Genomic DNA, 27,000 nt, shown 5'->3' on the forward strand with positions numbered 1-27,000 from the left:
TCCCGACTTGATATGTGCACTGAATGTACGCTTTTCACAGTGCACGGCGTGGCAGTCCCAGACAGAGCAGCGAAAAGCCTAACGTGATGATGCCGGTAAAGGTAAAGACATCTGTGACCTCGAAAACAATGAGTAACAGCGCATAGACGGCAGCTGACGAAATCTGCGCCACATCACGAAACGTGTAGAAGATAGGAACCATTTCCGTTGCCTGTCTTTGCCTGAGCGCGCGCAGGAAGAGCCCATTGCCAACACTGTCGATCGCGCTCATGGCAATGGAGGCAATCATCAGAAAAGCCGCCGCAATGAAGAAGGAAACATGGCCGGCAATACCGGCGAAAATGGTCAGCAAGCCGCATGCCCCATAGGCAGCAAACATGAAGCGCCGTGGGCCATTGCGGCGCAAGACGACAGCCCAGAGCGGCACAACAAGCAAGAGGCAGGAAGTTGCCGAAATCAACGCGCCTGACCAGACGAGATCAACAGCCGAAGCAATGGCAAGAAGTGGTGAATAGGTATAGAGCATGTTCCACCACACGGCCCGCCCCACAGCAAGGAGCCAGGCCGTACGCATGCCATGCGATGCGATGAAGCGTTTGAGCACGTTGGAAGAGTTGGAAGAGCGGGTTCTGTCCGCGCCAGGAATGGGCCTCGTGCTCTGCCTGTTTCCCAGTGAGCCAACGCTGATACGCATGATCAGCCAGGCAACAAGTCCGCAGCCGCTTGCAGTCAAAACTGCAAGTGATCCCATATTGTTGTGCATCATGACCGAGGCCAAGAAGGGGGCAACCACAAAGCCAACCCCACCATACATGACCCGCTGCGATTCATAATGACCACGCAAAGTGCGTGGCACGGCACGCATAGCGGCAAAGCCTGCCGCCCCTTCAAACAAAGCGGACATAAGCACATGGGCAACCACGGCTGGCACCAGTGTCCATTTCCATGGCAGAAACAAGAAGACCGCCATGAGGACGGCACTCAAAAGCCCGAAATGGACTGCGAGATCCTGACCATAACGGGCAAGCAGCCTTGGCATGAACAGGCTGGTACAAAAGGCAAGGCAGCTTGCAATGAGATAGATGACGCTGACCTCACCCGCACTGCCAAGCCGCTCATAGGCTGCAACCGGGATGACCACCACAAGAAAGCAGCGGGCAAAGACAGCCATCATGTGAAACAGCAATATCCCCCGCAATCTTGTTGCAGGGGACAGGGGCAATTTGCCCTGCAAGGCCGCAATGAGACCCATAAGACAGGATCAGTCGCGAGCGAGGATCTGGCAGTTCTGTTCTGGCAGTTCCAGCGTGACGATGTCACCAACGACCGGACGAAACTGCGGCTGGATGAAGGCACGCATGGTTTCACCTGTTTCCAGCTCGACCAGAATGTCGCGACTTTCACCAAGATAGGAAGAACGCAAGACTTTGCCGGTCAGGCAATTGTCAAAGGCGCTCTTGTTGTCAACCAGCCTGACGAGACCGGGACGAATGATGAGCGCGACGTCCTGGCCTGCGACCCTTTGGCTGCGATCCGTACCCTTGATGAGGCTGGAACCGATGCGTACGGCACCGTGTCCGGCTGAAACGGCAGGAATCGTGTTGTTGTTGCCTATGAAGGAAGCAACAAAGATGTTGGCCGGTGTATCGAAGACTTCTTCCGGTGAGGCAAACTGCTGCAGCTCACCCATTTTCATCACCGCGATACGGTCAGCGGTTACCAGCGCCTCGGACTGGTCATGCGTAACATAGACAGTGGTGATGCCCAGTTCGTCATGAACGCGGCGGATCTCAAACCGCATTTCCTCGCGCAGTGCTGCGTCAAGATTGGAGAGCGGTTCGTCGAGAAGCAGGATCTTCGGCTGCACGGCAAGGGCGCGGGCCAGTGCAACGCGTTGCTGCTGACCACCGGAAAGCTCCGATGGATAGCGATCCGCCAGATGTCCGAGGCGCACGGTATCAAGCGCGCGCCTTGTGCCGGTCTCGACATCGGCACGCGAAAGCTTGCGCAGTTTCAGGCCAAAGGCAATGTTTTCGGCAACCGTCATATGCGGCCAGACGGCATAGTTCTGGAACACCAGCGAAATGCCGCGCTTTTCCGGCGGAATGACGCCATCAGCATGGGAAAGCAGCGTGTCGCCGGTCCAGATTTCACCGGAGGTCACCGTCTCGAAGCCCGCCAGCAACTGCAGCGTGGTGGACTTGCCGCAGCCGGAAGGCCCAAGCAGGGCAAGCAGATGCCCGTCCTGCAGTTCGATATTGAGATTACGAACCGCGTGGTAGTTACCAAAGCTCTTGTTCAGGTTCTTGATGCGAATATCGCTCATGGGTGGGCTCCGGTCTTAGACGCTATTGCTGGTACGACGGCTGCCCTGTCCGACCAGAAGGCGGGCAAGAAGCACGATCACAATCGTACCGGCGAGAAGGACGATGCTAGTTGCAGCCACGGCCTCATAGCGACCGCCATCCTTGAAGTTGTAGATAAGGGTGGTCATCACATTGGTCTTCGGCGAGACAAGGAAGATTGCAACCGAAAGCTCACGGATGATCGGGATGAATACAAGCAGCCAGCCCGAGACCAGACCCGCGCGCATGAGCGGTACGGTGATTCTGGTAAAGGTGCGGATTTCACCGGCGCCAACGCTGCGGGCTGCCCGCTCCAGATCCGGGCTGATGCCCTTGATGGTGGCCGCCCCTTGCGAATAGGCAATCGGCAGGAAGGTGGCAATGAAAGCTGCAATCACCAGAATTCCGGAACCATAGAGGTTGAATGGCGGACGGGTATAGGCAGAGAAATAGCCGACCGAAAGCACGATGCCCGGAATGATGATAGGAATGGTGGCAAGCGCACCCAGAACCGCAGCTCCACGCATCAGACGGCGTTCGGACAGATAGGCAACCACGACGCCAAGCAACATGCAGAAGGAGGCAGCGATACCGGCATAGACGAGCGAATTGACAATGGCGCGCTTGGTTTCGGCATTGTCGATCAATGCCCAGCGGTACCATTCAAGCGTAAAGTTGCCGGCGACCGGGCCCATGCCCCAAGCCTTTGACAGCGAAACAAGAAGGAGCACCGCATAAGGCAGGATAACCGCCGTAACCGGCACGATCATGGCAAAGAGGAAGCCAATCCAGCGGGCACCACGGCCAAGCTCGACCAGACGCGTGCGGCGGCTCTTCCCACCAATGGTGGTGAACTGCTTCCGGCCCAGAATGCGCTTTCGGACATAGAAAAGAACGGCGGTGACAAGCACCAGCGGCATGCAGTAGGCTGCCGAGAGATAGATCTCCGGCGGAAACATCTGGTAAAATTCGGCCAGCTGCGTGGTGACGACCGGAATGCGCGCAGGCGTGAGCAGGAAGGCTGGCACACCAAACAGTGTCATACCCTGGATGAAGGAGAGGATGAAGCCGACGAGGAAGGCGGGGCTTGCCAGAGGTATGGTGATCGACATCATGGTACGCCATTTACCGGCACCAAGCGTCTGGGCGGCATCCTCCAGTTCGACAGCCATTTCATCAAAAGCGCTTGAAACCAGCGCGAATGTATAGGGCACTGTATAAATCGTGCAGACGAAGATCGTGCCGATGAGTGTATAGATATTGAAGAGTGGTTCGGCTGAGCCGGTCAGATACATGAAGCCAGTATTGAGCCAGCCAGAACGCGGAGCGGCAAGCAGGATCCAGCCAAGCGCACCAACAAAGGACGGCGTAACAAAGGCTGCCATGGTCAGCGCACGAACCAGACCCCGAAAGGGCATGTTGGACCGCGAGACCAGCCAGGCCAAAGGCACACCGATAAGAGTGGAGAACAGCGCGACCAAGGAGGCCAGCAGCAGCGAATTCAGCATGGGCTGAATGAGCGACATGCTTGAGAAAATGCGCTGGTAATTGGCAAGCGTCAGTGCCTGCGTCTTGTCATCGTGGAGAGAGTTCCAGACAATCCATCCCAGCGGATGAGCAATCAGAAGCAGCAATGCTGCTACAACAATTGCAATCACGATGTAACGGGGGAAGCGCTCGAAAAAAGCGCGGCGACTGGTTGCAGCCGCTTCTTGCAGGGTTCCGGATGAAACAGTCATTCACGGCTCAATTTCTGTTTGTCGGTTGCGGTCTCTTCCCTCCCGCAACCGCCATTGGATCAGGATCGTAGAAAAACGCTGCCGTTAAACGACAAGTTCTTTCCATTTAGCGATAGCTTCTTCCATCGCCTGCGGCAGATTTTCAGTCGGGTTGCGATACCAGTTGATGGAATTAAGCGTCAGGCCACCATTCCACGGCACACTGGTATTGAGCGTCGGCCAGTAATTGGCAGCCAGTACCTGCGAAACCTCAGGCGAATAGAGAAATTCGTTAAAGAGCTGGCCTGCATTCGGATGCGGCGCCTTGGCAGGGATGCCGGTGATGCCGAGATTGAGAATGGTGCCATCTTCCGGTAGGGTGACATCAATCGGGTTACCTGCAGCTTTCTGGCCAAGCGTGTAGCTGTATGGTGCGGCCGCACCAATCTTGCGCTCACCAGAGAGAATATCGGTGACGGTATCAACACTCGACTGGCCGATCTTCGGCTTCTGCTTGGCGAATTCACGCAGGAAATCATCGCCGTACTTGGCCAGCATCGCGACAACCCAGTGGGCAACGTCGCCGGAATGGGCCGGGCTGCCCGAGCAGATTTCGCCCTCGAATTTGCCGCTGACCATATCCTGCCACGACTTCGGACCTTCAATGGCCGATGAACGGTTGATGCAGATGATGCTGATTGCGCCCAGATGGAACATGTTGTCCGGATCGAGGTGGCGGAAAGCTTCCGGGATCACATCGGCATTCGGAACCGTATAGGGACGCAGTGCGCCAACAGCCTTCAGCTCAGCGAAATGCAGCGCATTGGTGGTGCCAAGCGAGTCACATTGGACGGCGTCATTCTGCATTTCAAGGCGCAGACGGGTATAGACCGTCTGTGAAGCCTGACGCAGGAGATTGACATTGATACCCGGATACTTTGCCTTGAAGGCGGCAACGATGTCATCCATCGTCTTCTGCTCATAGGAACCCCAGTAGAGGTTTAACTCACCTTCAGCCTTAGCCGCTTCATAGAGCGCATTCTCCTGTGCTTTCGAGATGCGCATTCCGCCAAACGCAGCCATGCCTGCTGCGGCAGAAACTGTCAGAAAACCTCTGCGGGTTAATCCCTGCATTACCCTCACTCCTTTGGTGCATGTTTCACGCTTATATCTGCAAAGGTTAAATTTGCTGCCGTACGAAACAAGCAGTTTGCTGGCGGCCAATTGGTGCAGTAAAGGTACATATGCACAAAGAAAGGCCGCTCCAGTCCAGACTGGAGCGACTGTTATAGCATCATCTAATAAGCTGGATCTCAACCCGCAATGCACGAATTATTGCACGGGTGAGAGACAATCCTTCAGCGATTTTGCCAGATTGCGGATGAGCTGCGGATAAAGCTCTGGCCCCGGTTCCAGATCTGCCCCAAGCGGGTCGAGCACACCGGTTTTGGCATTGGTGCCTTCAATGATCGTATTGACCAGACGAGACTCGAATTGCGGCTCGGAGAAGACACAAACCGCGCCTGATTGTACAATCTTTTCATTAATTTGGCGGAGTCTTGCTGCGCCTGGCGCCTTTTCGGGGCTCACCGTGATAGAGCCAACCGCATTCAGCCCGAAACGATTTTCGAAATACTGATAGGCATCATGGAAAACGATAAAGGGCTGGCCCCTGACCGGCTCCAGCTCGGCTGCCACCTGTTTTCCCAATGCGGCAAGCCCTGCACGATAGGCCTTGGCATTGTCCTGATAAAGCCGCGCATGTTCCGGATCTATTTCGCTGAGCCTTGCGGCAATATCTGTCACAAGCGCTTCAGCATTGTCGGGATCAAGCCAGAAATGCAAGTCATGATCTGCATGTACATGGTCATGCCCAGCATGCTCGGCATGGCTTTTATGACTGTCAGGGTGTTCATGGTCATGATCATGGCCACCCTCATGATGCTGATCATGCCCCCCCTCCTCGCCATGATCATGCGCTTCAAACGGTCCACCCTCACGAAATGGCAGTTTTTTCAATCCTTTAGCAGTTCCAAGTTCCACGATTTCAGAGCCCTGCCCCAAGGTCTCGATGGGTTTGGCCAGAAATGTCTCAAGCCCCGGCCCTGCCCAGAAAATGACCCTTGCCTTCTGCATGGCATCGGCATCAGACGGTTTCATCGAATAGCTGTGAGCCGAGCCTGCGCCCTGAACAATGAGCTTTGGTTCATCAACACCCTTCATGACTGCGGCAACGAGCGAATGCAACGGCTTGATCGACACCACCACACCTTCGAACCCGGCCGCCTTAGAGGAAGAGGAAAGGGCAAAACCAAATGCCATCGCAAGCAGGAACGCACTGATGCTTCCATGCCAGCTTGAACCCGTTCTTGTGCCCCAGTCAGTGGTTTTCTTGGTCAGACAGAGAGACTTCATTGCCTTGCTTTCTGGAAAAATCGATGAAGAATGATATGTTATTTTATTACAGTTGCGTTACTCTATAACGTATGGCATAAGTCATATCAAGCCTGTTTCTCACGCACCCGAATTCGCAATATTTCGGACATTGCCTGATAAGTGACATTGCGTAATTCCATCGGGATGACACTGCCTGTCCTATTGTCAGGGCAGACTGCCATCTGGAATGGTGACCACGTGGCCGTGAAAACAGGATCCTGACAATAAATACTCATGAAAATGGCTGATAATGTGCGCCAAGCCCAGTTTACATAATAAAGAGCCACTGATTGCACTCAACAATGCCGGTGTGTGTCGCGATGGCCGCTGGCTGGTGCGCAATGTCGACCTGACGATCAGCTCGGGCGAAATCGTGACCCTGATAGGTCCCAATGGTGCGGGCAAAAGCACCACCGCCAAGCTGGCTTTGCACATCATTCGGCCGGATGAGGGTGAGGTCATTCATGCGCGGGATTTGCGCATCGGTTATGTGCCACAGAAGATCCATATCGACCGCACCATGCCCTTGACGGTCGAGCGGCTGATGACGCTGACAGGGCCCCTCAAACGGGATGAGCTCATGGCCGCCCTTGAACTTGTCGGCATCAGCCACCTTATCCATGCCGAGATTGCACATCTGTCTGGCGGTGAGATGCAACGCACGCTGATGGCGCGCGCCATTGCCCGCAAACCTAATGTGATGGTACTGGATGAGCCTATGCAAGGTATTGATTTTTCAGGTGAGTCTGATCTCTATGGGCTGATTGCAAGGCTGCGCGATGAAACCGGTTGCGGCATTCTGCTGATCTCCCACGACCTGCACATGGTCATGGCCGCGACCGACCGTGTGCTTTGCCTCAATGGCCATGTCTGCTGTTCGGGCAGCCCCGGCGTCGTTTCTGCAAGTCCGGAATATATGGCGCTGTTTGGCAGCCGTGCCGCATCGCCGCTTGCGCTCTACCAGCATAATCACGACCATACCCATCTGCCCGACGGACGCGTGCTGCACGCCGATGGCACAGTGACTGACCATTGCCACAAGCATGATGGTCATCACCATGAGCACGAGCATGGGACCGGCCTCAGACACCACGGGGACCTGAACCGTGCTTGATGATTTCCTCACCCGAGCCCTCATTGCCGGCATTGGCCTTGCCATCACCACCGGGCCGCTTGGCTGTTTCATTGTCTGGCGCCGCATGGCCTATTTTGGTGATACGATGGCGCATTCGGCCCTGCTTGGCGTTGCGCTTGCGTTGATCCTTGATCTCAATCTGATGCTGGGTGTCTTTGTCGTTACGCTTGCCATTTCCGGCGTTCTGCTTTTGCTGCAACGGCGCAATTCGCTGTCAGCGGACTCACTGCTTGGCATTCTCTCACATGCCACCCTGTCACTTGGCCTAGTGATCGTGGCTTTCATGACCTGGATCCGCTTTGATCTCTTGTCCTTGCTGTTTGGCGACATTCTGGCCGTATCACGCAGCGACATTGCAATCATTTATGCCGGTGGCGCGCTGGTTCTGGCTGTCCTTGCCGCAATCTGGCGCCCGCTTCTCGCCTCGACGGTGAGCGAGGACATTGCCCATGCCGAAGGCTTGAACCCTGCCCTTTCGCGCATCATTTTCATGCTGTTGCTGGCAATTGTTATTGCCATTGCAATGAAGATTGTTGGTATATTGCTGATTACAGCCTTGCTGATCATTCCTGCTGCAACAGCACGTCGTTTCGCAACAACGCCCGAACAAATGGCGTTCCTTGCGGCACTGATTGGTGTGGCAGGTGTTGTCGGCGGACTTTACGGGTCGGTTCAGTTCGACACCCCATCAGGCCCATCGATTGTTGTTGCGGCACTGATTGTTTTCATTCTGGGATTGCTGCCAGCAAACAGACGCAAGACTTCATCGGAGCAGATTGCCAAATGAGCCATCATCACCATCACATACCGTATGAACTGACCCGCAATCAGTCACTCGTCTATGAGGTGTTGTCCAAGGCGGAAGGCCCATTAAGCGCCTATACAATTCTTGACCAGCTACGTGATGAAGGCTTTCGCGCGCCCTTGCAGGTTTATCGCGCGCTGGAAAAGCTGCTCGATTACGGCCTGATCCACCGGCTGGAAAGCCTCAACTCCTTTGTCGCCTGCTCACAATCGCAATGTCATCGGCATGGGCTGACAGCCTTTGCGATTTGCGAACAATGTGGACAGGTCACCGAATTTTCAGACGCTGCGATTGAAAATCTTGTTGAGGCCTGGGGGCTGCAAAATGGCTTCAAGGCCAGCAAAACCACGCTTGAGCTGCGCGGCGTCTGTGAAAAATGCGGCTCACATTAGGGCAATCCAGGTTTTCACAGAAATGCTATTGCGCCAGCATATTGGTTTTCCGCGGTTTCAGGCGGAAAACCGGTTCCCACCTTTCCTGAAGCGGCTATAGGCGCGTGATCGCTTGATTTGATAAAATGGCACCGAAATGGCAGGCAAATTGCTGTGTCGGGCCGCCCAAACGGAATGTAGAGCATTCCATATGCTCTGATATGCTCAGAATCAATGGAATGCTCTATGCTCCCCTCATACAGACTCATCCCAAACCAGCGCGCCGTTTGGGAAAGAAAAGCAGATGACCTTGAGCAAAAGTATCCGAAGCAAGCGCGCTGACTCTTCACCAGTTCGACCATACCAGTTCCAGCCATGGCTTCGAATTAGGACTGTACGGCCAGCTCACAACGCAGATATCATGCTGCGCCATCCAGCCAGCCGTCAGAGAAGATGGCGAACCTCCGGCATTTCGATGATGCCAAGAGACAGGGCCGTTGCGACTGCCGACGTTCTGTTGGAACAGTTGAGCTTGATCTTGGCATTCTGAAGATAGGTCACCACCGTCCAGCGGGCAATGTTCAGAATTTCCGCAATCTCGGCATCCGTCTTGCCATTGGCTGCCCAGCTCAGGCAATCGATCTCGCGCGGCGTAAGCAGGCTTACGATAGACCGCACATCATGCGCACCGCAAATGGCATTCTGGATCGTTCCAGAATAGCTCAGCAGGCGTGGACGCATCTTGGCAATAAATTCTTTGCGATCCTGGTCGCCAATATCGAAAGTGAAAACCGTATGGCCGATAACCCCCTTGGAATTGCAGGCCGAAGCACCCACGAACAGATTGCCAAGACCATGTTTTTCAGCATCACTGTAAAGTTCAGCGGCTGCTGAATCCGGCCCATGGCCCTCCATGATGTCGCATACGACAGAAGTGCCATCCGAACAGTTCAAAGGCGAATTCTCCTGGAATACAGGATCAATGCTGAAATAGTTTTTTGCCGAGTAACGCGCTATCCAGGCAGATGGCACCGTCAGAATTACCGTCAGATCCGATGAATTCGGCTTCGGCGTTTCATTGATACGTCCATGATACGTATGAATGATGTGACGACAATTTATTTCGTCACGAATGTGCGTTAACAGCGCCAGGGTATCGTTTTGAAACGCTGATCCGAAAAAAGTCTTCTTAAAGTTTGGGAAGTGTATCAGATCAAGACTCATTTATATTATCCTTACAAATATATTCATGGGCAACGTAAGTATTAGAGACCCTCCCGCTGAATTGCTCTCAATGAATTTGACAACTAAAAAATAATGGCAAACCGTATTTTTTTTGCAACTCGCAAACAATTTAGTGCAATTTTCTGGTGGCTATAACTCAAAAGAATGTGGCAGATATTGGTCAAAATCGCCGGATTCTGCGATTGACAGCCAGATAGACTGATTCGATAATAAGATATTATAATTTCTATGTTTTTTGATATGCCCTGAAGAAGAAGTCGATGGCGGATTCGACGTTTTCGCGTATGGCCTCATCACTGGGCGGCTCACTCATGGCACCAAACAGGCGGGGCCTGTAAAAGCCTGTCAGAAAAAGATCCGATAATTGTGCGGCTGCTTTCATTGGATCCAGTTTTACTAGTTCACCGGCAGTAATCATGCGTTCTATATAGTCCGCCATGATGGTCAGACTGCGTTTTGGCCCGCGTTCATAGAATTTTGCCGCCAGTTCCGGCTTGCGTTCACTGACACCTATGACAATCCGTTGCGCGCGAATCGCAGTCGGCGACGTAATCAGCTTCACCATGGCGACGCCGAATTCGATCAGCTCCTGGCGATTCGAAAAGCCCTTCTCAATGGTCGCCAACAATTCGCCGAAGGTAGTTTGGCGGTAATGGTCGCACAAGGCAACGAACAGATCTTCCTTGCTGTTGAAATAAACGTAGATCGTCCCCTTGGACACGCCAGCCTCACGCGTAATATCGTTCATGCTGGCCGCATCAAAGCCCATACGCAGGAAGACTTTCTTTGCTCCTTCAAGGATTTGCTGGCGTTTGACCGGATCCTGACCAGCCGCAGGACGCGTACGGGCACAGTCTGGCGACAGGCAATCATCCGCCGCCATGGCATGTTCCTGTTCCATTCTTTCGGACTGGCATATACCATCAGGCTGACGTTCGGATATCGAACCAGCTGATTTACCACAGTCGTCCAGATCCATTGCAGCACCGTTCACTAAACCGATCAGTTCGATTATCTCTTGATATGAGGGCTGGAGTGGACTAAGTCAACATCGAACCAATTGGTTCAATCCCGTTCAATTTGAGAGATTGACTGATGCCCGCCTCCAAGTCTCTAGAACAGGCAGATATACGCGCGTTCCCTGCAGACAAGCATTCTGGAACCATGCCTCCCTCTCCTGACCCTGAAGCCTATGCAAAGAGTGGCACGTCCGGTGAGATACAGCCTGCAGCGAAAAAGAGCATCAGCAAACGCTTCATATTGTCAGGGCTGCTCACCGTCGCAGTCGCTGCCGGCCTCTGGTACGGATATGACTGGTGGACAGTCGGCCGTTTCATGGTTTCGACGGACGACGCCTATGTACAGGGTGACATCGCCTCGATCTCGCCCAAGGTGACGGGTTATATTGATCGCATCGATATTGTCGCCAATCAGGAGGTCAAGGCAGGCGATATCCTGTTCCAGCTTGATGACGGCGACTACAAGATTGCCCTTGATGAAGCCGAAGCAAGGCTTGCAACCCAGAAGCAGACGCTAGCACGCATTCAGGCGCAGAAGCTTGCAGCCGAAGCCACATTGCAACAGGCAGAAGCCGAACAAAAGGCTGCCAAGGCCGTCCTGACCAATGCGCAAGCCACGATCGACCGCGTACAGAAACTGCATGCAACGCGCTTTGTCTCAAAGGCAGAACTGGACAATGCCCAGTCCGCCCTGGATCAGGCGCAGGCCAAGTTTGACAGCGCAGAGGCACTGGTCGCCTCGGCCAAGGCCAATGTTGCCGTCCTGCAGGCGCAATATGATGAAACCGCAAGCGTGACGCGCTCGCTGGAACTTGCACGCGACAAGGCCGCACGAGATCTGTCATTCACGACCTTGCGTGCGCCATTTGACGGCGTGATCGGCAATCTTTCCGCCAAGAAGGGCGACCTTGTTTCCGCCGGCCAGAAGATTGCGGCACTGGTGCCTATTCACGAACTCTATGTCGACGCCAATTACAAGGAAACGCAACTGGCCCACATCAAGCCTGGCGCAACCGCCCATATCAGGGTGGATGCCATTGAAGGCGACCGTTTTGAAGGCAAGGTCGTTTCCATTTCACCGGCTTCGGGCGCGGTTTTCTCATTGCTGCCGCCAGAAAATGCCACCGGCAATTTCACCAAGGTCGTGCAACGTGTGCCCGTGCGCATCGAAGTGCCACAGGAAGCCCTCAAGACCGGCAAGATCCGGGCTGGCCTGAGCGTGATCGTCGATATTGATACGCGCACCTCACCAGAGACAGACAGCCATTAACGAAATGCCGCGGCAGCCCTTGCCGCGCATTGTTGATCAAACGCATGTCTCCCGCAGCCGGATTGCGCTTTTGGAAGACGTGCCTGCTCATTTTCTTTCGGAGCGCCAGAATGTCCGCTGACACACCAATCGGCAATGCTGCACCAGCCCTGCCGGGAAAAGAAGAAAGCGTCGACATCAAAAAGGCCATCGGCTTCATGGCCATGGTCTTTGGCATGTTCATGGCCATTCTGGACATTCAGATCGTCTCGGCCTCGCTTGCTGAAATTCAGGCCGGTCTTGGCGCCAGTTCCGACGAAATTTCCTGGGTGCAGACATCCTATCTGATCGCCGAAGTGATCATGATCCCGCTGTCGGGTTTTCTGGGACGCCTGCTTTCAACGCGCGTTCTGTTTTCATTATCAGCGGCCGGTTTCACCATCGCCAGCATATTGTGCGCGACGGCAAGCAGCATCAATGAAATGATCGTCTATCGCGCCATCCAGGGCTTTATTGGCGGCGGCATGATCCCAAGCGTGTTTGCCGCAGCCTTTACCATTTTTCCGCCGTCAAAACGCTCCGTCGTGTCCCCCATGATCGGCCTGGTTGCCACCATGGCCCCAACGGTCGGCCCGACGATAGGCGGTTATCTCAGCCATACATTCTCGTGGCACTGGCTGTTTCTGGTCAATGTTGGCCCTGGCATCATCGTTACCATCGCCTGCTGGAACCTGATCGATTTCGACAAGGGCGACAAATCCCTGCTCGACAAATTCGATTGGTGGGGGCTGCTTGGTATGGCTGCCTTTCTCGGCTCGCTGGAATTTGTACTGGAAGAAGGCCCCCAGAATGACTGGTTTGAGGATGAATATATCCTGATCATGTCGATCGTTCTTCTCATTGGCGCCCTCGTCTTCTTCTATCGTGTCTTTACCGCTGAACAGCCCATTGTCGAATTTCAGGCTTTCCGAAACATCAATTTCTCCTTTGGCTCACTGTTTTCCTTCGTCATGGGTGTCGGACTTTATGGCCTCACCTATCTCTACCCACTCTATCTCGGCAGTGTGCGCGGATATGATTCATTGATGATCGGTGAGGCGCTGTTTGTCAGTGGCCTTGCCATGTTCTTCACTGCCCCCGTTGCAGGCTTTCTATCTGCTCGCATGGATCCGCGTCTCATGATGATGATCGGCTTCATCGGCTTTGCTGCCGGCACATGGATGGTGACGGGCCTTACCAAGGACTGGGATTTTGACGAGCTGCTTGTGCCGCAGATACTGCGCGGCTGCTCGCTGATGATCTGCATGGTGCCGATCAACAATATCGCGCTTGGCACGCTGCCACCGCAGATGATGAAAGGGGCGTCCGGTCTCTTCAACCTGATGCGCAATCTGGGGGGAGCTGTTGGTCTTGCCGTCATCAATACGCTTCTGACGGAACGACGCGACTTGCACTATGCCCGTCTTGCCGAACATGTGCGCTGGGGTAATCCGGAAGCGGAATCGCTTCTGGCCAAGCTGACGGCGAAATACAATTCCGCGGGTCTGGATGGTGCCACCATTGCCCTCAAGAAGCTTTCCGGCATGGTGCTGCAGCAGGCAACCCTGCTTTCATTCATCGATGTGTTCCACATATTGACGCTGATGTTTGTAAGCCTTGCTGTGCTTGCCATGCTGGTGAAGAAGCCACCTGACAATTCAGCAGGTGCCGGCAGTCATTAGGATTGTTTCCAAAATCAGGAACAAAATCTGATCTGCCTATGGACGATCGTTTACTTTCCTGTAGAAATAAATCTCAGTAATCGAAAAGCGGAGACAGAAATGAAGCTGGGACTCTTGATGAAAAAATTCACCGCTGCAGCAGCAGGTCTTGCAATTGCTGCAAGTACGGTTTCTGTTGCAGATGCTTGCACACGTCTGGTCTATCTTGGCGCTAATAACCATGTCATTACCGGCCGCTCGATGGACTGGCGCACCGATGTGGGAACCAATCTGTGGGTTTTCCCACGCGGTATGGAGCGTTCCGGCGAAGCTGGTCCGAATTCCATCAAGTGGACATCCAAGTACGGCAGCGTGATTGCCACCGGCTATGATGTTTCCACCACAGATGGTATGAATGAAAAAGGGCTTGTCGCCAATCTTCTGTGGCTGGCAGAATCCAAATATCCGGAATTCGATGACAGCAAGGGCCCGGGCCTGACCATTGCTGCCTGGGCGCAATATGTGCTCGATAATTTCGCGACAGTTGCCGAAGCCGTCGATGCACTGGAAAAAGAACCTTTTGTCATTGTCACCGACAAGGTTCCAGGCATGGACCGTCTGGCAACGCTGCATCTGTCGATTTCGGATGCAAGCGGTGACAGCGCCATCATCGAATATATCGATGGCAAGCAGGTCATCCACCACAGCCGTGACTATCAGGTCATGACCAATTCACCAATCTTCGAGAAACAGCTTGCGCTCAATTCCTACTGGAAGGAAATTGGCGGCACGGTATTCCTGCCTGGCACCAACCGCGCCTCTGACCGTTTTGCCCGCGCCTCCTTCTATGTCAACGCCATTCCAAAAACCGAAAATGTCAAGGAAGCCATTGCCAGCGTCTTTGGCGTGACCCGCAATGTCTCGGTGCCTTACGGCATTACCACACCAGACCAGCCAAACATTTCGTCCACGCGCTGGCGCACAGTCTCCGACCAGAAACACCTCATCTATTTCTTTGAATCGGCACTGACGCCAAATGTGTTCTGGGTTGACCTCAACACGCTTGACTTTTCCGAAAAGGGAAAAGTGCTCAAGCTCGACCTTGGACCGGAACAGACCAATGTCTTTTCCGGTGTCGTCAATGACAAGTTCAAGGAATCTGAACCGTTCAAGTTCCTCGGCCTGTAACTGGCCCAAAACAAAAGCCCGGCTTTTCCGCCGGGCTTTTCTGTCTCATCGCGTCACACTCACATGGTGCGGATCTTACGCGCTGTTGTCTGCAACAGCTTGAAGGCCTCATAGCGACTTTCATGCCAGGCAAGCACAGCGTCATTTGGCCGGTTGATCGCTCCCAGTTCCGACATTGCACTCATCGCCGTTCCAAGGTCCGGATAGGCCTTTGCTGCAACTGCACCCAGCATGGCGGAGCCAAGCAGAACAGGTTCCGGTGAGGTTGAAGCGGCAATGGCAAGCCCTGTCGTATCGGCCAGAATCTGACGCACGAGATTCGAGCGCGCCGCACCGCCACTGACCACAATCGTATCGGTATGAATGCCCTTGGCTTTTTGCGCTTCGACAATCTGGCGGGCACCATAGCCAAGGCCGCAAAGGCCTGCAAGATAAAGTGCGGTCAGGCTGGCCAGATCGGCATCAAGTGTCAGACCGGCAATGATGGCGCGAGCATCCGGATCGGCAAAAGGCGCACGATTGCCCAGAAATTCCGGCACGACATGAATGTCCGCGACAATCTGAGCCACATTGGCAGCGCCACCCAGCCTTTCAACCTCTGCCGCCAAACTGTCGGCCAGTCCCATACCTTTTTCCGCCGCCAGCCTTTCCGCTTCCGGCGCAAATGGATGCATGTGAATCAGATGATCGATCGCAGCGCCAGCCGCTGATTGCCCGCCTTCATTGAGCCATGTACCCGGCACCATGGCCGAGTAATACGGGCCCCAGACGCCATCGACAAAAACCGGCTCTGTCGTCGGCGTCATGGTGCAGGCGGATGTACCGAACACATAGGCCATGCGCGAAAGAAGCGTGCCCGCATCACCGCGCGCACCAATCGTCCCCACGCCACCGGCATGGGCATCGATCAGACCGGATGCAACGGCAATGCCAGGCTTCAAGCCAAGATCATGGGCCGCAGCCTCGCTCAACTGACCAAGATAATCACCGCCGGGGCGAACTTCCGTGCCGATGCGCTTGAAACCTTCATCGGCCAGTTCATTGAGCCCGATCTGGCGGAAATAGCCCTCATCCCAGCGGTTTTCATGCGCAAGATAGGTCCATTTGCAGGTGACCGTGCAGGCCGAGCGTGCAAGGCTGCCACATGATTTCCAGGTCAGAAAATCAGCCAGATCAAAGAACTGCCATGCCGCCTGATAGGTCTCCGGCTTGTTTTCCTTCAGCCACAGGATCTTTGGCGTTTCCATTTCCGGCGAAATGGTGCCACCGACATAATCCAGAACCTTCGCCCTGGTTGCATTGATGCGTTCTGCCTGACCGACGGCGCGATGATCCATCCAGACGATGATATTGCGTTCGGGATCATTGGAAGGGCTCACCGAGATCGGCTTGCCTCCCTCACCCAGCACGACCAGCGAGCAGGTAGCATCATAGCCGATGCCGGCAATGGCAGCAGCATCCACGCCGGATTTTTCCACCGCCTCGCGCACGCTTGCGCAGACTGCCTGCCATATATCATTGCTGGACTGTTCAACGACGCTCCCAGCCTCGCGCCACATCTTGATGTCACGCTTGGCGGAGCCAAGCATTTCACCCTTGGCGTCGAAAAGGCCGGCACGCGCACTGCCCGTGCCGACATCAACGCCGAGAAAATACTGTGCCATGTCTTTTCCCGTCCTTGCGTTTCCGTCAGAGATCAAGGCTCTGTGGCAGGATGACAAGATCACGAATGGTGATATTGCGCGGACGGCTCAGCATGAACATCACGCATTCGGCGACTTCCTTGGCTTCCATCAGGCTACCTGCAGCCAGCGCTTCTTCAAGCTTGGCCTTTGGCCAATCGCTTATGAGCGCGGTAACGACCGGGCCCGGCAGCACACCGCCAACGCGGATGCCATGTGGTGCGACCTGACGGCGAACCGTATGGATGAAAGCCTGAACGGCATGTTTGGAAGCAGTATAGATCGGCTCCCAGATGACAGGAACAACGCCTGCGACCGAGCTTGTCATCAGGATATCGCCGGACTTGCGTTCCATCATGTGCGGCAGAACCTCACGCACCGAGCGGAAAGCGGCATTGATGTTGAGGTTCAGCATGCGATCCCACTGATCCGGATTGCCTTCCCACAGCGGGCCGCCAATATAGGAACCGGCATTTGCGTAGAAAATGTCGAGATGATCTGCCTGAGCCAAAATCTGCGGCATCATGGTCGAGACAGATTCCGGATTGAGCAGGTCGATCACGATCGGCCTGGCATTGGCACCAAGCTCGGCGCATTTTTCAGTCAGAGCCTTTTCATCACGGTCAATAAGGAAAACCGTCATGCCGGCTTCCACCATATGCTTTGCGCACTCAAAGCCGATGCCCGATGCCGCACCCGTGATTGCTGCAATTTTGCCGCTGAGATCCTGAGCCATTTCAATTGTCCTTCCAAGAAGCATGTCGGCAAGGATGCGCCAGAACATGCGTGAAACCTAAGGTCAGGGCATTTCCAGAAAAAAGGCATAAGCGAAATGCCCACATGCAGTCAGGCCGGTCAGCCGAAATCGAGACTGCTTGAAACTGCAACGGGGCGGCTGATCGGCCGCCCCGGAAATTGTCATCAGGCGCGGCCGTGCGACTGGCGTGAGCGCCGGGCAAGCGAGTCAACAATGACTGCGATTGCAAGAACTGCACCGGTGATCATGTAGCGAAGCGCAGACGACAGGTCGAGCAGCGTCAGACCACTGGCGATCGACTGGATCACGATGATACCGAGAAGTGCCGACCATGCACTGCCACGACCACCGAACAGGCTGGTGCCTCCGATGACGGCTGCGGCAATGGCATTGAGGTTGACGTCCCCCGTACCGGCCTGCTGGCTGGACGAGGCAAGACGCGCAGCAGCCAGAACGCCACCGGTTGCGGCAAGCGTCGAGCAGGCCATGAAAGCCGAAATATAGATGAAACTGACATTGATACCGGCACGGCGTGCGGCTTCCTTGTTGCCACCAACCGCATGCATGGCGCGGCCCCAGCTGGTACGGGTCAGGGCATAATTCATCGCAACGACCAGCGCGACAAAGAAGCCGAACATCCACGGCACGCCACGCGACGTATTGAGATACCAGACAACGCCAACAAGCAGCAGCGTGACGACAATCGCCTTCAGGGCGATACCGGCGGTGGAGGCAGCTGACAAGCCTGCCGCCTTGCGGCGCTGCGCCGAACGGAAGCCGCTCAGGAACATTGCCAGACCGGCCAGAATGACAAGGCCATAGGAAATGAAGGCCGGCATGACGAGAAGCTGGCCGAAAGTGACAAGCCACGAGCCATAAGGCAGGTTGATCGAGCCGGTATTGCCAAGCAGATAAAGCTGCATGCCGAGGGCGGCAAGCAGGCCGGACAGCGTTGAGACAAAGCTCGGCATGCTGAAGCGGTTATAGAGCGTGGCATAGACAAGGCCGATCACGGAACCGGTGCAGATGGCGGCAATGATGGCGGCTGCGACATTCCAGCCATGATTGACCCAGAGCACGCCAACGATTGCCGAGGCAAGACCGCTGACCGAGCCGACCGACAGATCGATTTCACCCAGCATCAAGACGCAGACAATGCCAAGCGAGATGACACCGATGGTCGAGCAGTCAAACAGCAGATTGACGAGGTTGTTGCTCGAAAGGAAAACCGGGTTCAGCGACTGGAACACCGTCCAGATGATGGCAAGACCAACGATGACGGGAAGCGATCCCAGATCACCCGTACGTACACGGTCAATGAAGCCACGGATTGCACCGGCTACGCCTTCGTCATTGCGAACGCGAACATCCTGCCGATCGAGCGGCGTGTTGCTAGCTGTGTTGCTCATGCGGCATCTCCCCGACCCTTGTCGGCATTTTGTGCGCGCCGTTCGGCACGGCGCGAAACGGAATTGCTGGTTGCACCCGTAATGGCGGCAACAAGTTCCTCATTGGATGAATCCGGATAGAAGACGCCATTGTTGCGGCCAAGGCGCAAGACCACGATGCGGTCTGCAACGGCGCGTACGTCTTCCATATTGTGGCTGATCATGATGACGCCGAGACCACGGTCACGCACGCGCTCGATCAGGTCAAGCACTTCCGCCGTCTGGGCCACGCCAAGAGCGGCCGTCGGCTCGTCCAGCATGATGAGCTTAGGATCAAGCAGGAGCGAGCGCGCAATGGCGACCGTCTGGCGCTGACCACCGGACAGGGAAGCTACCGGCTCGCGCACACTCGGGATACGCGCGGAAAGTTCATTCAAAAGCTTCCACGCCTTGATTTCCATCGAAACTTCATCAAGACGCCATGGGCTCAGTTCACGGCCAAGGAAGATATTGGAGACAACGTCGAGATTCTCGCACAAGGCGAGATCCTGGAACACGGTGGCAATGCCAAGGTCAAGCGCGACACCTGGCGAGGACAATACGACCTGTTCACCATTGAACTCGATCGTTCCGGAAGTTGGCTGATGCACGCCTGCCAGCGTCTTGATCAGCGTCGACTTACCCGCACCATTGTCGCCAACGAGAGCAACAACTTCGCCCGGATAAACTTCCAGATCGATATCGGTCAGCGCCGATACAGCGCCAAAATTCTTTGAGATCTTGCTGAGCCGCAAAACAGGCTTTTTGTCTGTTGAGGCTGCACTTTTCATGTCGGACATGGTCTGTCTTCCCGAGGGGCCCGCGTGCAGTACGCGCACCTGCTGAATAGCAATGCCTGGCTGACAAAAGGCCAGCCAGGCATTGAGTCTGAATTAGTTCGTGATGCCGAGCTTCTTGCAGGCTTCCGCGTAAGAATCAACGCAAACCGTTTCAGCCTTGGCGATACCCTTGTCGAAGATTTCTTCCTTGATGTTTTCAGCCGTGATCAGGGCTGGAACAAAGAGCTTCGAAGGAGTGTTGTACAGGGTCGTTTCAGCCTTTGGCGTTTCACCATTGAGCAGCTGAACGGCAACACGTGCAGCTTCGCTGGCAACGATTTCCGAAGGCTTGCTGATGGTATTGTACTGGTCACCAGCAATGATAAGCTGGAGAGCAGCAGTGGTTGCGTCATTGCCGGTGACCGGCGGAAGCGGGTTGACACCACCTGCCTTCATGGCAGCAATCGCGCCACCAGCCGTGCCGTCATTGGCGGCAACGACACCAACGATCTCGCCCGGGAAACGGGTGATCTGGCCGCTGACCCACTGCTGAGCCTTGGCCGGAACCCAGTCCGGCGTATCGAATTCAGCCAGGGTCTTGTAGCCGCTGTCCTTGAGACCGGCATGGATGCCATCTCGAATGAGGCCGGCAGCCGCGTCGGTTGGGGAACCGTTGACCTGAAGCACGCCACCCTTGTCGGTCGGAACATTGTTGTCCTTCAGATGCTTGACCAGCGATTCAGCAATCGTCTTGCCAATTGCGACATTGTCGAAGGAAATGTAGAAGTCCGAAACTGCATCCGGGATCGGACGATCGTAAGCGATAACCTTTACACCCTGCGACTGAGCGAGCTTGACGAGCGAAGCTGCGGCTGCAGTATCAACTGCATCGAGAACGATGACCTTGGCGCCCTGAGCGAGAACCGAGTTGAACTGCTGCTGCTGCTTGGTGGCGTCGCCATCACCATTGAGATAGATGACCTTGCAGCTTTCGCACAGTTTCTTCATTTCTGCGGCAAAGCCTGGATAGTCGCGTTCCTCATAACGCGTGGAGGCCTGATCAGGCATCAGGAATGCAACAGTTGCATCCTTGACTTCAGCCTGAGCCATGCCGCCTGAAAAGATCGACATCGCAATGGCAGCAAAGCTTGCAACGCCAAATTTCTGGCTAAACTTACCGACCGTCATAACTCACTCCCTGAGTAAACTGTTTGTCTTTTGTTTCTTGAACCGCAGAAGACCGTCTTGTCGCAAAGACGCCCCTCCCTATCGACGGTGCAGACCGTCTTCCCCGAAATGACCATGAAGGCACATATCCTCACGTCAGAATTTCAACGGAAAACGATCAGTTCTAATTTCAATCCTGACTGGAACTTCCCTCCGCCGGCGATATGGCCCTACAGATGCGCAAAAATTGGCACTGTCTTTCAAGCACCATCGATTGCGCTGTCATATTGACAAGAATCCAAATCGTGTCAATACGGATTCACGAGCAAGATTTTGCCCTCCACATCACACATGCCTGACCACATGCCTTGATACGAGGAATGCAGATACGCGCCAAAATGCAGCCAGAACGCATGAAATTGTACGCATAACTCTCATTTCCAGCGTGCAATTATATGCAGCAATAGCCTTTGCCTGCCTGACACAGCAGAAAACACATATTTTAGCTCTAATTACACAAGGCATTTGCAATATTTGTTGGCATCGTCTGATTTTTGCACAATCGATGGTGTTCCTTTTGTGCAATGATCAAACTATGCTAAGCAAGTACGGGCAAAAAGGAGGAGAAGGCAATATAGAGGCGCATGGACATATTTCGCCCAACTGATTGCTATTCCAGAATTCCGGCATAAAGCTTCCCCTATTTGCGGGGAAGTCATCAATTTCGGGCACTATCGGGACAGGATTGGTATCTGACCTTTGGCTGATCCAGACCTGATTGTGCCGTCTAGAGCAGTTTCGGAAAAAATGGGAACGGGTTTTCCGTTCGGGACTGCGCAACCAACATGTGAAAGCAATTCAGCATTGATAATCTGAATTGCTCTGGGCTGACTGGGCATCGAATTACTATGAGTACGCCACGCAAAACCACGATCTATGACATATCAACCAAAGCTGGTGTTTCTGCATCGACGGTGGCGTCTGTCATGAATGGCTCGTGGAAGGCCAGGCGCATTACCGAGGCAACCGCAAACAGGGTGCGCAAGATTGCGGATGAGCTGGGCTATACCATCAATCTGCAGGCGCGGGGCTTGCGCATATCCAATTCGGGCATGGTTGGCATGATCCTGCCCATGCTGGATAACCGTTATTTCAGCTCGCTGGCTGCCGCATTTGAAACCATTGCCCGCGCGCGCAATCTCGTTCCGGCCGTTGTGAGCACCTATCGCGACCCGAAAGAGGAGCGCAACACCGTGGAGGCGTTGATTGCACATAATGTCGATGCACTATTTATCGCTGGCGCGACCGATCCTGACAGCGTGGCCCGGCTTTGTGATGCAGCAAAGCTCAAGCACATCAACCTTGACCTGCCGGGCCATCAGGGCGTTTCGGTTATCAGTGACAATTATCGGGGCGCCCGCGCGCTGACGCGTGAAATTCTGGCGCGGCGCACAAAGGCAAGCCAGAACAGCTTCCATTTCATCGGCGGCATTGCCACCGACTATAATACGATGGAGCGTATTCGCGGCTTTTCGACCGAATTGACTCAGGCCGGCATCCAGATCAAGCCGGACACGATCTCTGCCGAAGGCTATGATGCCCGTGTGGCGGAAGACACGATCCGCTCCGTTTACAACAGGCTGGGCAGCCTGCCGGAAATATTGTTCGTCAACTCAAGTATTGCCTTCGAAGGCATTGTCCGTTTTCTTAAAAACCTGCCTATTGAAGAAATACATCAATGCTCCATCGGCTGCTTTGACTATGACCCCTTCATTGAGTTGCTGCATTTTCCAGTGGTCATGGTGCGCCAGAATGTACAAGCAATGGTTGAGCGTTGCTATAAACTGCTTGATCAGGATGATTTCAACGGCAACCGGCTAGAACTCATACCGACAGAACTTGTTTTACCACACAGGGGTTAAAACAAAAGACGGATTTTTAGGATAGAAGCTCAGATAGTCTCTATTATTTTATTCAAATTCATGCATAACACTCCGGAAAAAATCGGCGGAGATTACATGCTGACAAAAAAGGGGAAATATGGACTGAAAGCATTGGCCTATCTGGCCATGCTTGAACCGGGAGAAACTGCCTTCGTTGCGGATATTGCCAGCAAGAACAATATTCCGAAGAAGTTTCTGGATGCCATCCTGCTTGAACTTCGCAATGACGGCATCTTGCGCTCCAAGAAAGGACCAAGCGGGGGGTACAGCCTGTCCAAGGAAGCGACAGAAATCACCATCGGGCAGATCATCCGCATTCTGGATGGCCCATTGGCCCCCATTCGCTGTGCCAGCCGGACGGCTTATGAACCATGCGAGGATTGCGAAAATCTGGACACCTGTCAGGTACGCCGCTCCATGTTGCAGGTGCGTGAAGCCGTAGCCAATGTGCTTGATACCATGACGCTGCAGCAATTCACCTATATTGCTGATGCGGAAATAAAGGCTCTGACGGCCTGATACGGGCGCGCATCGTGCGCCTTTCGCATCGGGCACAGCAGTCACCCTTGTCATACGGGCAGGCGCATTAAAATTAAAGAAGTGCCGGCATGACCGGCACTTCCGGAACTGTTTGAAACAATCAATCCTTTAGGCGGCAAGCGCCTTGAACTTGGCGAGGATTGCGTCGCCCATTTCAGAGGTTCCAACCTTCTTCGTGCCTTCAGACCAGATGTCGGCCGTGCGCAGGCCATCATCCAGAACACCGGCAATTGCAGCTTCCAGACGGTTGGCTTCCTCAATCAGATTGAAGGAATAGCGCAGGCACATGGCAAGCGAAGCAATCATTGCGATCGGATTGGCGACGCCCTTGCCGGCAATATCCGGTGCCGAGCCATGAACCGGCTCATAAAGTGCCTTGCGCTTGCCGGTAACCGGATCGGTTGCGCCAAGCGAGGCTGAAGGCAGCATGCCGAGCGAGCCGGTGAGCATTGCGGCAACGTCAGACAGAAGATCGCCGAACAGATTGTCGGTCAGGATGACGTCGAACTGCTTTGGCCAGCGCACAAGCTGCATGCCGCCAGCATCAGCCAGCATGTGTTCAAGTTCGACATCGGCATATTTTTCCTTGTGACGGGCTGTGACAACCTGGTTCCACAGTACACCGGACTTCATCACATTGCGCTTTTCCATCGACGTGACCTTGCCGCGGCGGGTACGGGCCAGTTCAAAGGCGATGTCGGCAATACGTTCGATTTCATAAGTATCATAGACCTGCGTGTCGATCGCACGCTTCTGGCCATTGCCAAGGTCAATGATTTCCTTCGGCTCGCCAAAATAAACGCCGCCGGTCAGTTCACGCATGATCAGAATGTCGAGGCCTTCGACCACTTCCGGCTTAAGAGAAGAAGAACCGGCCAGCGCCGGATAACAGATTGCCGGACGCAAGTTTGCATAAAGACCCATATCCTTGCGCAGGCGCAAAAGTCCTGCTTCCGGGCGAACTTCATAAGGAACATTGTCCCACTTCGGGCCACCAACCGCGCCAAACAGAACGGCATCAGCATTCAGCGCCTTCTGCATGTCTTCTTCGGAAATGGCCTGGCCATGGGCGTCATAGGCAGAACCGCCGACGAGGCCTTCTTCCGTTTCGAAACCAAGGTGGAGATCCGAATTCAGGTAAGCGATGATCTTGCGTACCTCTGCCATGGCTTCGGGGCCAATGCCATCACCGGGCAGGAGAAGAAGTTTTCTGGTTGCCATAATACCAAGCCTTTGTTTTTCCAAACATATGAGACGGCAATTGCCCTTGCCGCCTCTATTTGTCAGAACATTGCGTTTGGGCATGAAGCCATACTCAATGTCTGAGCTTCCGTGTTGATGCGTGCCGTTCTTCCGAACCCGTTTTCCGTTTTCGGAAGCCCTTTTTCAATTTCGCAAGGGTTATAGAATGCTGCAGCTTCAGGTGCAACACGAAGTCGCCCTGAAACTTCTGAAAAAAAATATCGTGAACTGCCGTAATTTTATGACACAAGCTTCATTGGAAATGGAACAAAGCGTTTATCCGGCCAATCTCCCTGATCTTCAGTCAATTGGCCGCGCTTCGGATGGCAGCATGATCGGAATATTGCCGCGCACGGGATAGGCAAGCTTTGCCTTGCGCGATATCAGCTCATGACGCTCACGATCATATTCGAGCGGCCCTTTCGTCAGCGGGCATACCAGCAATTCCAGCAATTTGACGTCCAGTTCGCCAGTTTCGGTTTTCTCGATCATGGTTATTCCTGCTTTTCGTCGCTGATCATTGCAGCCGCGAGCCAAAATCCGTGTCGTTCTTGCGTGCCAGAACCATTTCGGTGATCGCAATCAGGGTTGCCGCTCGTGTTTTCAGATCCGGCGCTTCAAGCAGAGCCTGTTTTTCCGCCGGCCCGAAAGGCGACATCATGGACAAGGCATTCACCAGCGTTTCATTGCCGGCGCGTGCAATACTGTCCCAATCGGCTTCCAGCTTGTTGGCCTCAAGATAATCGCGGAAAGTGCGCAACAGCGCCTCACGATCGACTTCATCCGCTTCATGCCTTTGCTCAAGATCGCCAAGAAAAGGCGTAATCCGGCATTGTCGGAACGGATGACGGCAATTGACTTCTTCAATCACCCGGAAACGGCAGATACCCTGCAGCGAGATCAGCAGCCGTCCATCGCCCGTTTCGGCAAAGGAAACAATCCGACCAAGACAACCAACCGTACACAATTCTGGCCGATATGCTTCATCAAGCATGGCGTCTGTGTCCAGTTTCTGGCCTTCGAGCTTTGGCTGGATCATGCCGATAACGCGCTTGCCAGCCAATGCATGATCGACCATCGCCAGATAGCGCGGTTCGAAAATATTGAGCGGCAATTGACTGCCAGGCAGAAGCAAGGCGCCTTTCAGCGGAAAAACCGGCACGGTCTCAGGAATGTCGGCTTCTGATCTGTAACGTGCATTACCTACCTGCATAGCAGTCTCCTTAAGCGAGAAGACAAGCCCTCTGCCCGACAGGACAATCAGGAAAACAGCAAGGATGACAGTTTCCGGCGCGCAACAAGCGTTGCCTTGTCCGTATTCCCCCATGCTTCGAAAAATTTGAGCAGCTGCTTGCGTGCAGCATCATCATTCCAACTGCGATCAGCCTTCATGATGGCCAGAAGCTCATTGGCGGCATCTTCACGCCGGCCTTGCGCATTGCGGACCTGTGCCAGATCAAAACGTGCCTGATGATCATTGGGATCAGCCTGCAGACGGGCTTCCAGAGCCACCGGATCGCCAATCTTCCTGACCTCTTCGGCAAGCGCAATGCGGGTTTCAACCGCGCTGATCTGGGCTGCCTTTTTCTTGTCATCCGGTAGGCTTGCCAGGACTTCACGCGCCTTTTCAAGTTCATCTGCTTCAATAAGGCAGGAAGCAAGGCCCGCAACAGCATCCACATTGTCAGGCTGGGCGGCAAGGATAGATGAGTAGATCTGTGCAGCTTCTGCAAAATTGCCTTCATCCAGCATTTGCCTGGCAGCCGCCATGGCATCGACCAGCGCGCTTTCCTCACGCGATGGGCCACCAACCCGGGCGATGAATTCCTTCACCTTGGATTCAGGCAAGGCCCCCATGAAGCCATCAACCGGCTGGCCGTTGACGAAAGCAATCACTGCCGGAATGGACTGAATACCCAACTGGCCAGCTACGGCTGGATGTGCATCAATATTCATCTTCACCAGCTTGACGGCGCCACGCGCTTCCATGACAGCCTTTTCAAGAATGGGCGTTAGCTGCTTGCATGGGCCGCACCATGGCGCCCAGAAATCCACCAGAACCGGCTGTTTACGCGATTCAACCAGGACATCCGCCTGAAAAGTCGCAGTGGTCGTTTCCTTGATCAGATCGCCACCTGGCTTTGCAGTGCTTTCCCCGAATGACATATTGGCGGACAGCTGACCGCTCGTGCCACCAAAAGAACCAGCATAGGGGTTGTCCTGATTGGTCATCTGAAAATCCTTATATCCTA

General features: G+C 54.3%; 25 protein-coding genes. 8 read left to right on the forward strand and 17 right to left on the reverse strand.

What is annotated here, in order from left to right; translation table 11 throughout:
• Positions 1–34 precede the first annotated feature (34 nt).
• From ACFO1V_RS02090 to ACFO1V_RS02110, 5 genes are all read right to left on the reverse strand, one after another.
• A complete protein-coding gene (locus ACFO1V_RS02090) occupies positions 35–1,186 on the reverse strand; it encodes an MFS transporter (protein ID WP_374831549.1) in 1,152 nt (383 codons plus the stop codon).
• Positions 1,187–1,261: 75 nt separating this feature from the next.
• Positions 1,262–2,326 carry an ABC transporter ATP-binding protein gene (locus tag ACFO1V_RS02095; RefSeq protein ID WP_374831551.1) on the reverse strand — a complete coding sequence of 355 codons (1,065 nt, stop codon included), beginning with the start codon at positions 2,324–2,326 and terminating at the stop codon, positions 1,262–1,264.
• Between the two features lie 15 nt (positions 2,327–2,341).
• Entirely contained in the window at positions 2,342–4,084 is a 1,743-nt protein-coding gene (locus tag ACFO1V_RS02100; protein ID WP_374831553.1) for an ABC transporter permease, read from the reverse strand.
• Positions 4,085–4,168: 84 nt separating this feature from the next.
• The gene (locus tag ACFO1V_RS02105) at positions 4,169–5,197 is read right to left on the reverse strand and encodes an ABC transporter substrate-binding protein (RefSeq protein WP_374831555.1); all 1,029 of its coding nucleotides are present in this window, start codon (positions 5,195–5,197) and stop codon (positions 4,169–4,171) included.
• Positions 5,198–5,395: 198 nt separating this feature from the next.
• Entirely contained in the window at positions 5,396–6,385 is a 990-nt protein-coding gene (locus tag ACFO1V_RS02110; protein WP_374831629.1) for a zinc ABC transporter substrate-binding protein, read from the reverse strand.
• A 364-nt stretch (positions 6,386–6,749) separates the two neighbouring features.
• Here ACFO1V_RS02110 and ACFO1V_RS02115 point away from each other — a divergent pair, with 364 nt between their 5' ends.
• Genes ACFO1V_RS02115 through ACFO1V_RS02125 form a run of 3 tightly spaced genes read left to right on the forward strand, consistent with a single transcriptional unit; the run spans position 6,750 to position 8,831 of the window.
• Positions 6,750–7,613: an ATP-binding cassette domain-containing protein gene (locus ACFO1V_RS02115; protein WP_374831557.1), complete on the forward strand. Its 864-nt coding sequence runs from the start codon at positions 6,750–6,752 to the stop codon at positions 7,611–7,613.
• A complete protein-coding gene (gene znuB, locus ACFO1V_RS02120; RefSeq protein ID WP_374831559.1) occupies positions 7,606–8,421 on the forward strand; it encodes a zinc ABC transporter permease subunit ZnuB in 816 nt (271 codons plus the stop codon). Before ACFO1V_RS02115 ends, znuB begins: the two co-directional genes overlap by 8 nt.
• Complete coding sequence (locus ACFO1V_RS02125) at positions 8,418–8,831, forward strand: Fur family transcriptional regulator (RefSeq protein ID WP_374831561.1); 414 nt, start codon at positions 8,418–8,420, stop codon at positions 8,829–8,831. The genes znuB and ACFO1V_RS02125 overlap by 4 nt, the downstream gene beginning before the upstream one ends.
• Positions 8,832–8,845: 14 nt before the next feature.
• On the opposite strand, the gene ACFO1V_RS02130 is transcribed toward ACFO1V_RS02125, so the two are convergent.
• From ACFO1V_RS02130 to ACFO1V_RS02140, 3 genes are all read right to left on the reverse strand, one after another.
• Complete coding sequence (locus ACFO1V_RS02130; protein WP_374831563.1) at positions 8,846–9,172, reverse strand: hypothetical protein; 327 nt, start codon at positions 9,170–9,172, stop codon at positions 8,846–8,848.
• A gap of 82 nt (positions 9,173–9,254) precedes the next feature.
• Positions 9,255–10,034: a LuxR C-terminal-related transcriptional regulator gene (locus ACFO1V_RS02135; protein ID WP_374831565.1), complete on the reverse strand. Its 780-nt coding sequence runs from the start codon at positions 10,032–10,034 to the stop codon at positions 9,255–9,257.
• Positions 10,035–10,281: 247 nt separating this feature from the next.
• Positions 10,282–10,938 carry a TetR/AcrR family transcriptional regulator gene (locus ACFO1V_RS02140; RefSeq protein WP_380075045.1) on the reverse strand — a complete coding sequence of 219 codons (657 nt, stop codon included), beginning with the start codon at positions 10,936–10,938 and terminating at the stop codon, positions 10,282–10,284.
• Positions 10,939–11,150: 212 nt separating this feature from the next.
• Between ACFO1V_RS02140 and ACFO1V_RS02145 the strand changes: the two genes are divergently transcribed.
• The 3 genes from ACFO1V_RS02145 (at position 11,151) to ACFO1V_RS02155 (ending at position 15,211) form a co-directional block, all read left to right on the forward strand.
• Positions 11,151–12,344: an HlyD family secretion protein gene (locus ACFO1V_RS02145; protein ID WP_374831567.1), complete on the forward strand. Its 1,194-nt coding sequence runs from the start codon at positions 11,151–11,153 to the stop codon at positions 12,342–12,344.
• A gap of 110 nt (positions 12,345–12,454) precedes the next feature.
• Entirely contained in the window at positions 12,455–14,044 is a 1,590-nt protein-coding gene (locus ACFO1V_RS02150) for a DHA2 family efflux MFS transporter permease subunit (RefSeq protein ID WP_374831569.1), read from the forward strand.
• Positions 14,045–14,161: 117 nt separating this feature from the next.
• Positions 14,162–15,211, forward strand: a complete 1,050-nt coding sequence (locus ACFO1V_RS02155) for a linear amide C-N hydrolase (RefSeq protein ID WP_374831633.1) — start codon at positions 14,162–14,164, stop codon at positions 15,209–15,211.
• A 59-nt stretch (positions 15,212–15,270) separates the two neighbouring features.
• Here ACFO1V_RS02155 and ACFO1V_RS02160 read toward each other — a convergent pair whose 3' ends face one another.
• The 5 genes from ACFO1V_RS02160 to ACFO1V_RS02180 form a co-directional block, all read right to left on the reverse strand.
• A complete protein-coding gene (locus ACFO1V_RS02160) occupies positions 15,271–16,875 on the reverse strand; it encodes an FGGY-family carbohydrate kinase (protein ID WP_374831571.1) in 1,605 nt (534 codons plus the stop codon).
• Between the two features lie 25 nt (positions 16,876–16,900).
• Complete coding sequence (locus tag ACFO1V_RS02165; protein WP_374831573.1) at positions 16,901–17,629, reverse strand: SDR family oxidoreductase; 729 nt, start codon at positions 17,627–17,629, stop codon at positions 16,901–16,903.
• Between the two features lie 185 nt (positions 17,630–17,814).
• A complete protein-coding gene (locus ACFO1V_RS02170) occupies positions 17,815–19,059 on the reverse strand; it encodes a sugar ABC transporter permease (protein WP_374831575.1) in 1,245 nt (414 codons plus the stop codon).
• On the reverse strand, positions 19,056–19,877 hold the full coding sequence (locus ACFO1V_RS02175; protein ID WP_374831577.1) for an ATP-binding cassette domain-containing protein: 822 nt from the start codon (positions 19,875–19,877) through the stop codon (positions 19,056–19,058). The genes ACFO1V_RS02170 and ACFO1V_RS02175 overlap by 4 nt, the downstream gene beginning before the upstream one ends.
• 93 nt (positions 19,878–19,970) lie before the next feature.
• Positions 19,971–20,987: an ABC transporter substrate-binding protein gene (locus ACFO1V_RS02180; protein ID WP_374831635.1), complete on the reverse strand. Its 1,017-nt coding sequence runs from the start codon at positions 20,985–20,987 to the stop codon at positions 19,971–19,973.
• Between the two features lie 944 nt (positions 20,988–21,931).
• Between ACFO1V_RS02180 and ACFO1V_RS02185 the strand changes: the two genes are divergently transcribed.
• Positions 21,932–22,945, forward strand: coding sequence for a LacI family DNA-binding transcriptional regulator (locus ACFO1V_RS02185; protein WP_374831579.1), 1,014 nt, complete (start codon positions 21,932–21,934; stop codon positions 22,943–22,945).
• Between the two features lie 96 nt (positions 22,946–23,041).
• A complete protein-coding gene (locus ACFO1V_RS02190; RefSeq protein WP_374831581.1) occupies positions 23,042–23,485 on the forward strand; it encodes an RrF2 family transcriptional regulator in 444 nt (147 codons plus the stop codon).
• 129 nt (positions 23,486–23,614) lie between these two features.
• On the opposite strand, the gene leuB is transcribed toward ACFO1V_RS02190, so the two are convergent.
• The 4 genes from leuB to trxA all read right to left on the reverse strand — a co-directional run bounded on the left by leuB (position 23,615) and on the right by trxA (position 26,980).
• On the reverse strand, positions 23,615–24,727 hold the full coding sequence (gene leuB / locus ACFO1V_RS02195) for a 3-isopropylmalate dehydrogenase (RefSeq protein WP_374831583.1): 1,113 nt from the start codon (positions 24,725–24,727) through the stop codon (positions 23,615–23,617).
• 321 nt (positions 24,728–25,048) lie between these two features.
• The gene (locus ACFO1V_RS02200; protein ID WP_374831585.1) at positions 25,049–25,240 is read right to left on the reverse strand and encodes a Trm112 family protein; all 192 of its coding nucleotides are present in this window, start codon (positions 25,238–25,240) and stop codon (positions 25,049–25,051) included.
• 25 nt (positions 25,241–25,265) lie between these two features.
• Positions 25,266–25,961, reverse strand: a complete 696-nt coding sequence (locus ACFO1V_RS02205; protein ID WP_374831587.1) for an LON peptidase substrate-binding domain-containing protein — start codon at positions 25,959–25,961, stop codon at positions 25,266–25,268.
• 47 nt (positions 25,962–26,008) lie between these two features.
• A complete protein-coding gene (trxA, locus tag ACFO1V_RS02210) occupies positions 26,009–26,980 on the reverse strand; it encodes a thioredoxin (RefSeq protein ID WP_374831589.1) in 972 nt (323 codons plus the stop codon).
• Positions 26,981–27,000 lie beyond the last annotated feature (20 nt).

This window comes from Daeguia caeni (assembly GCF_042653845.1).
GTDB lineage: Bacteria > Pseudomonadota > Alphaproteobacteria > Rhizobiales > Rhizobiaceae > Brucella > Brucella caeni.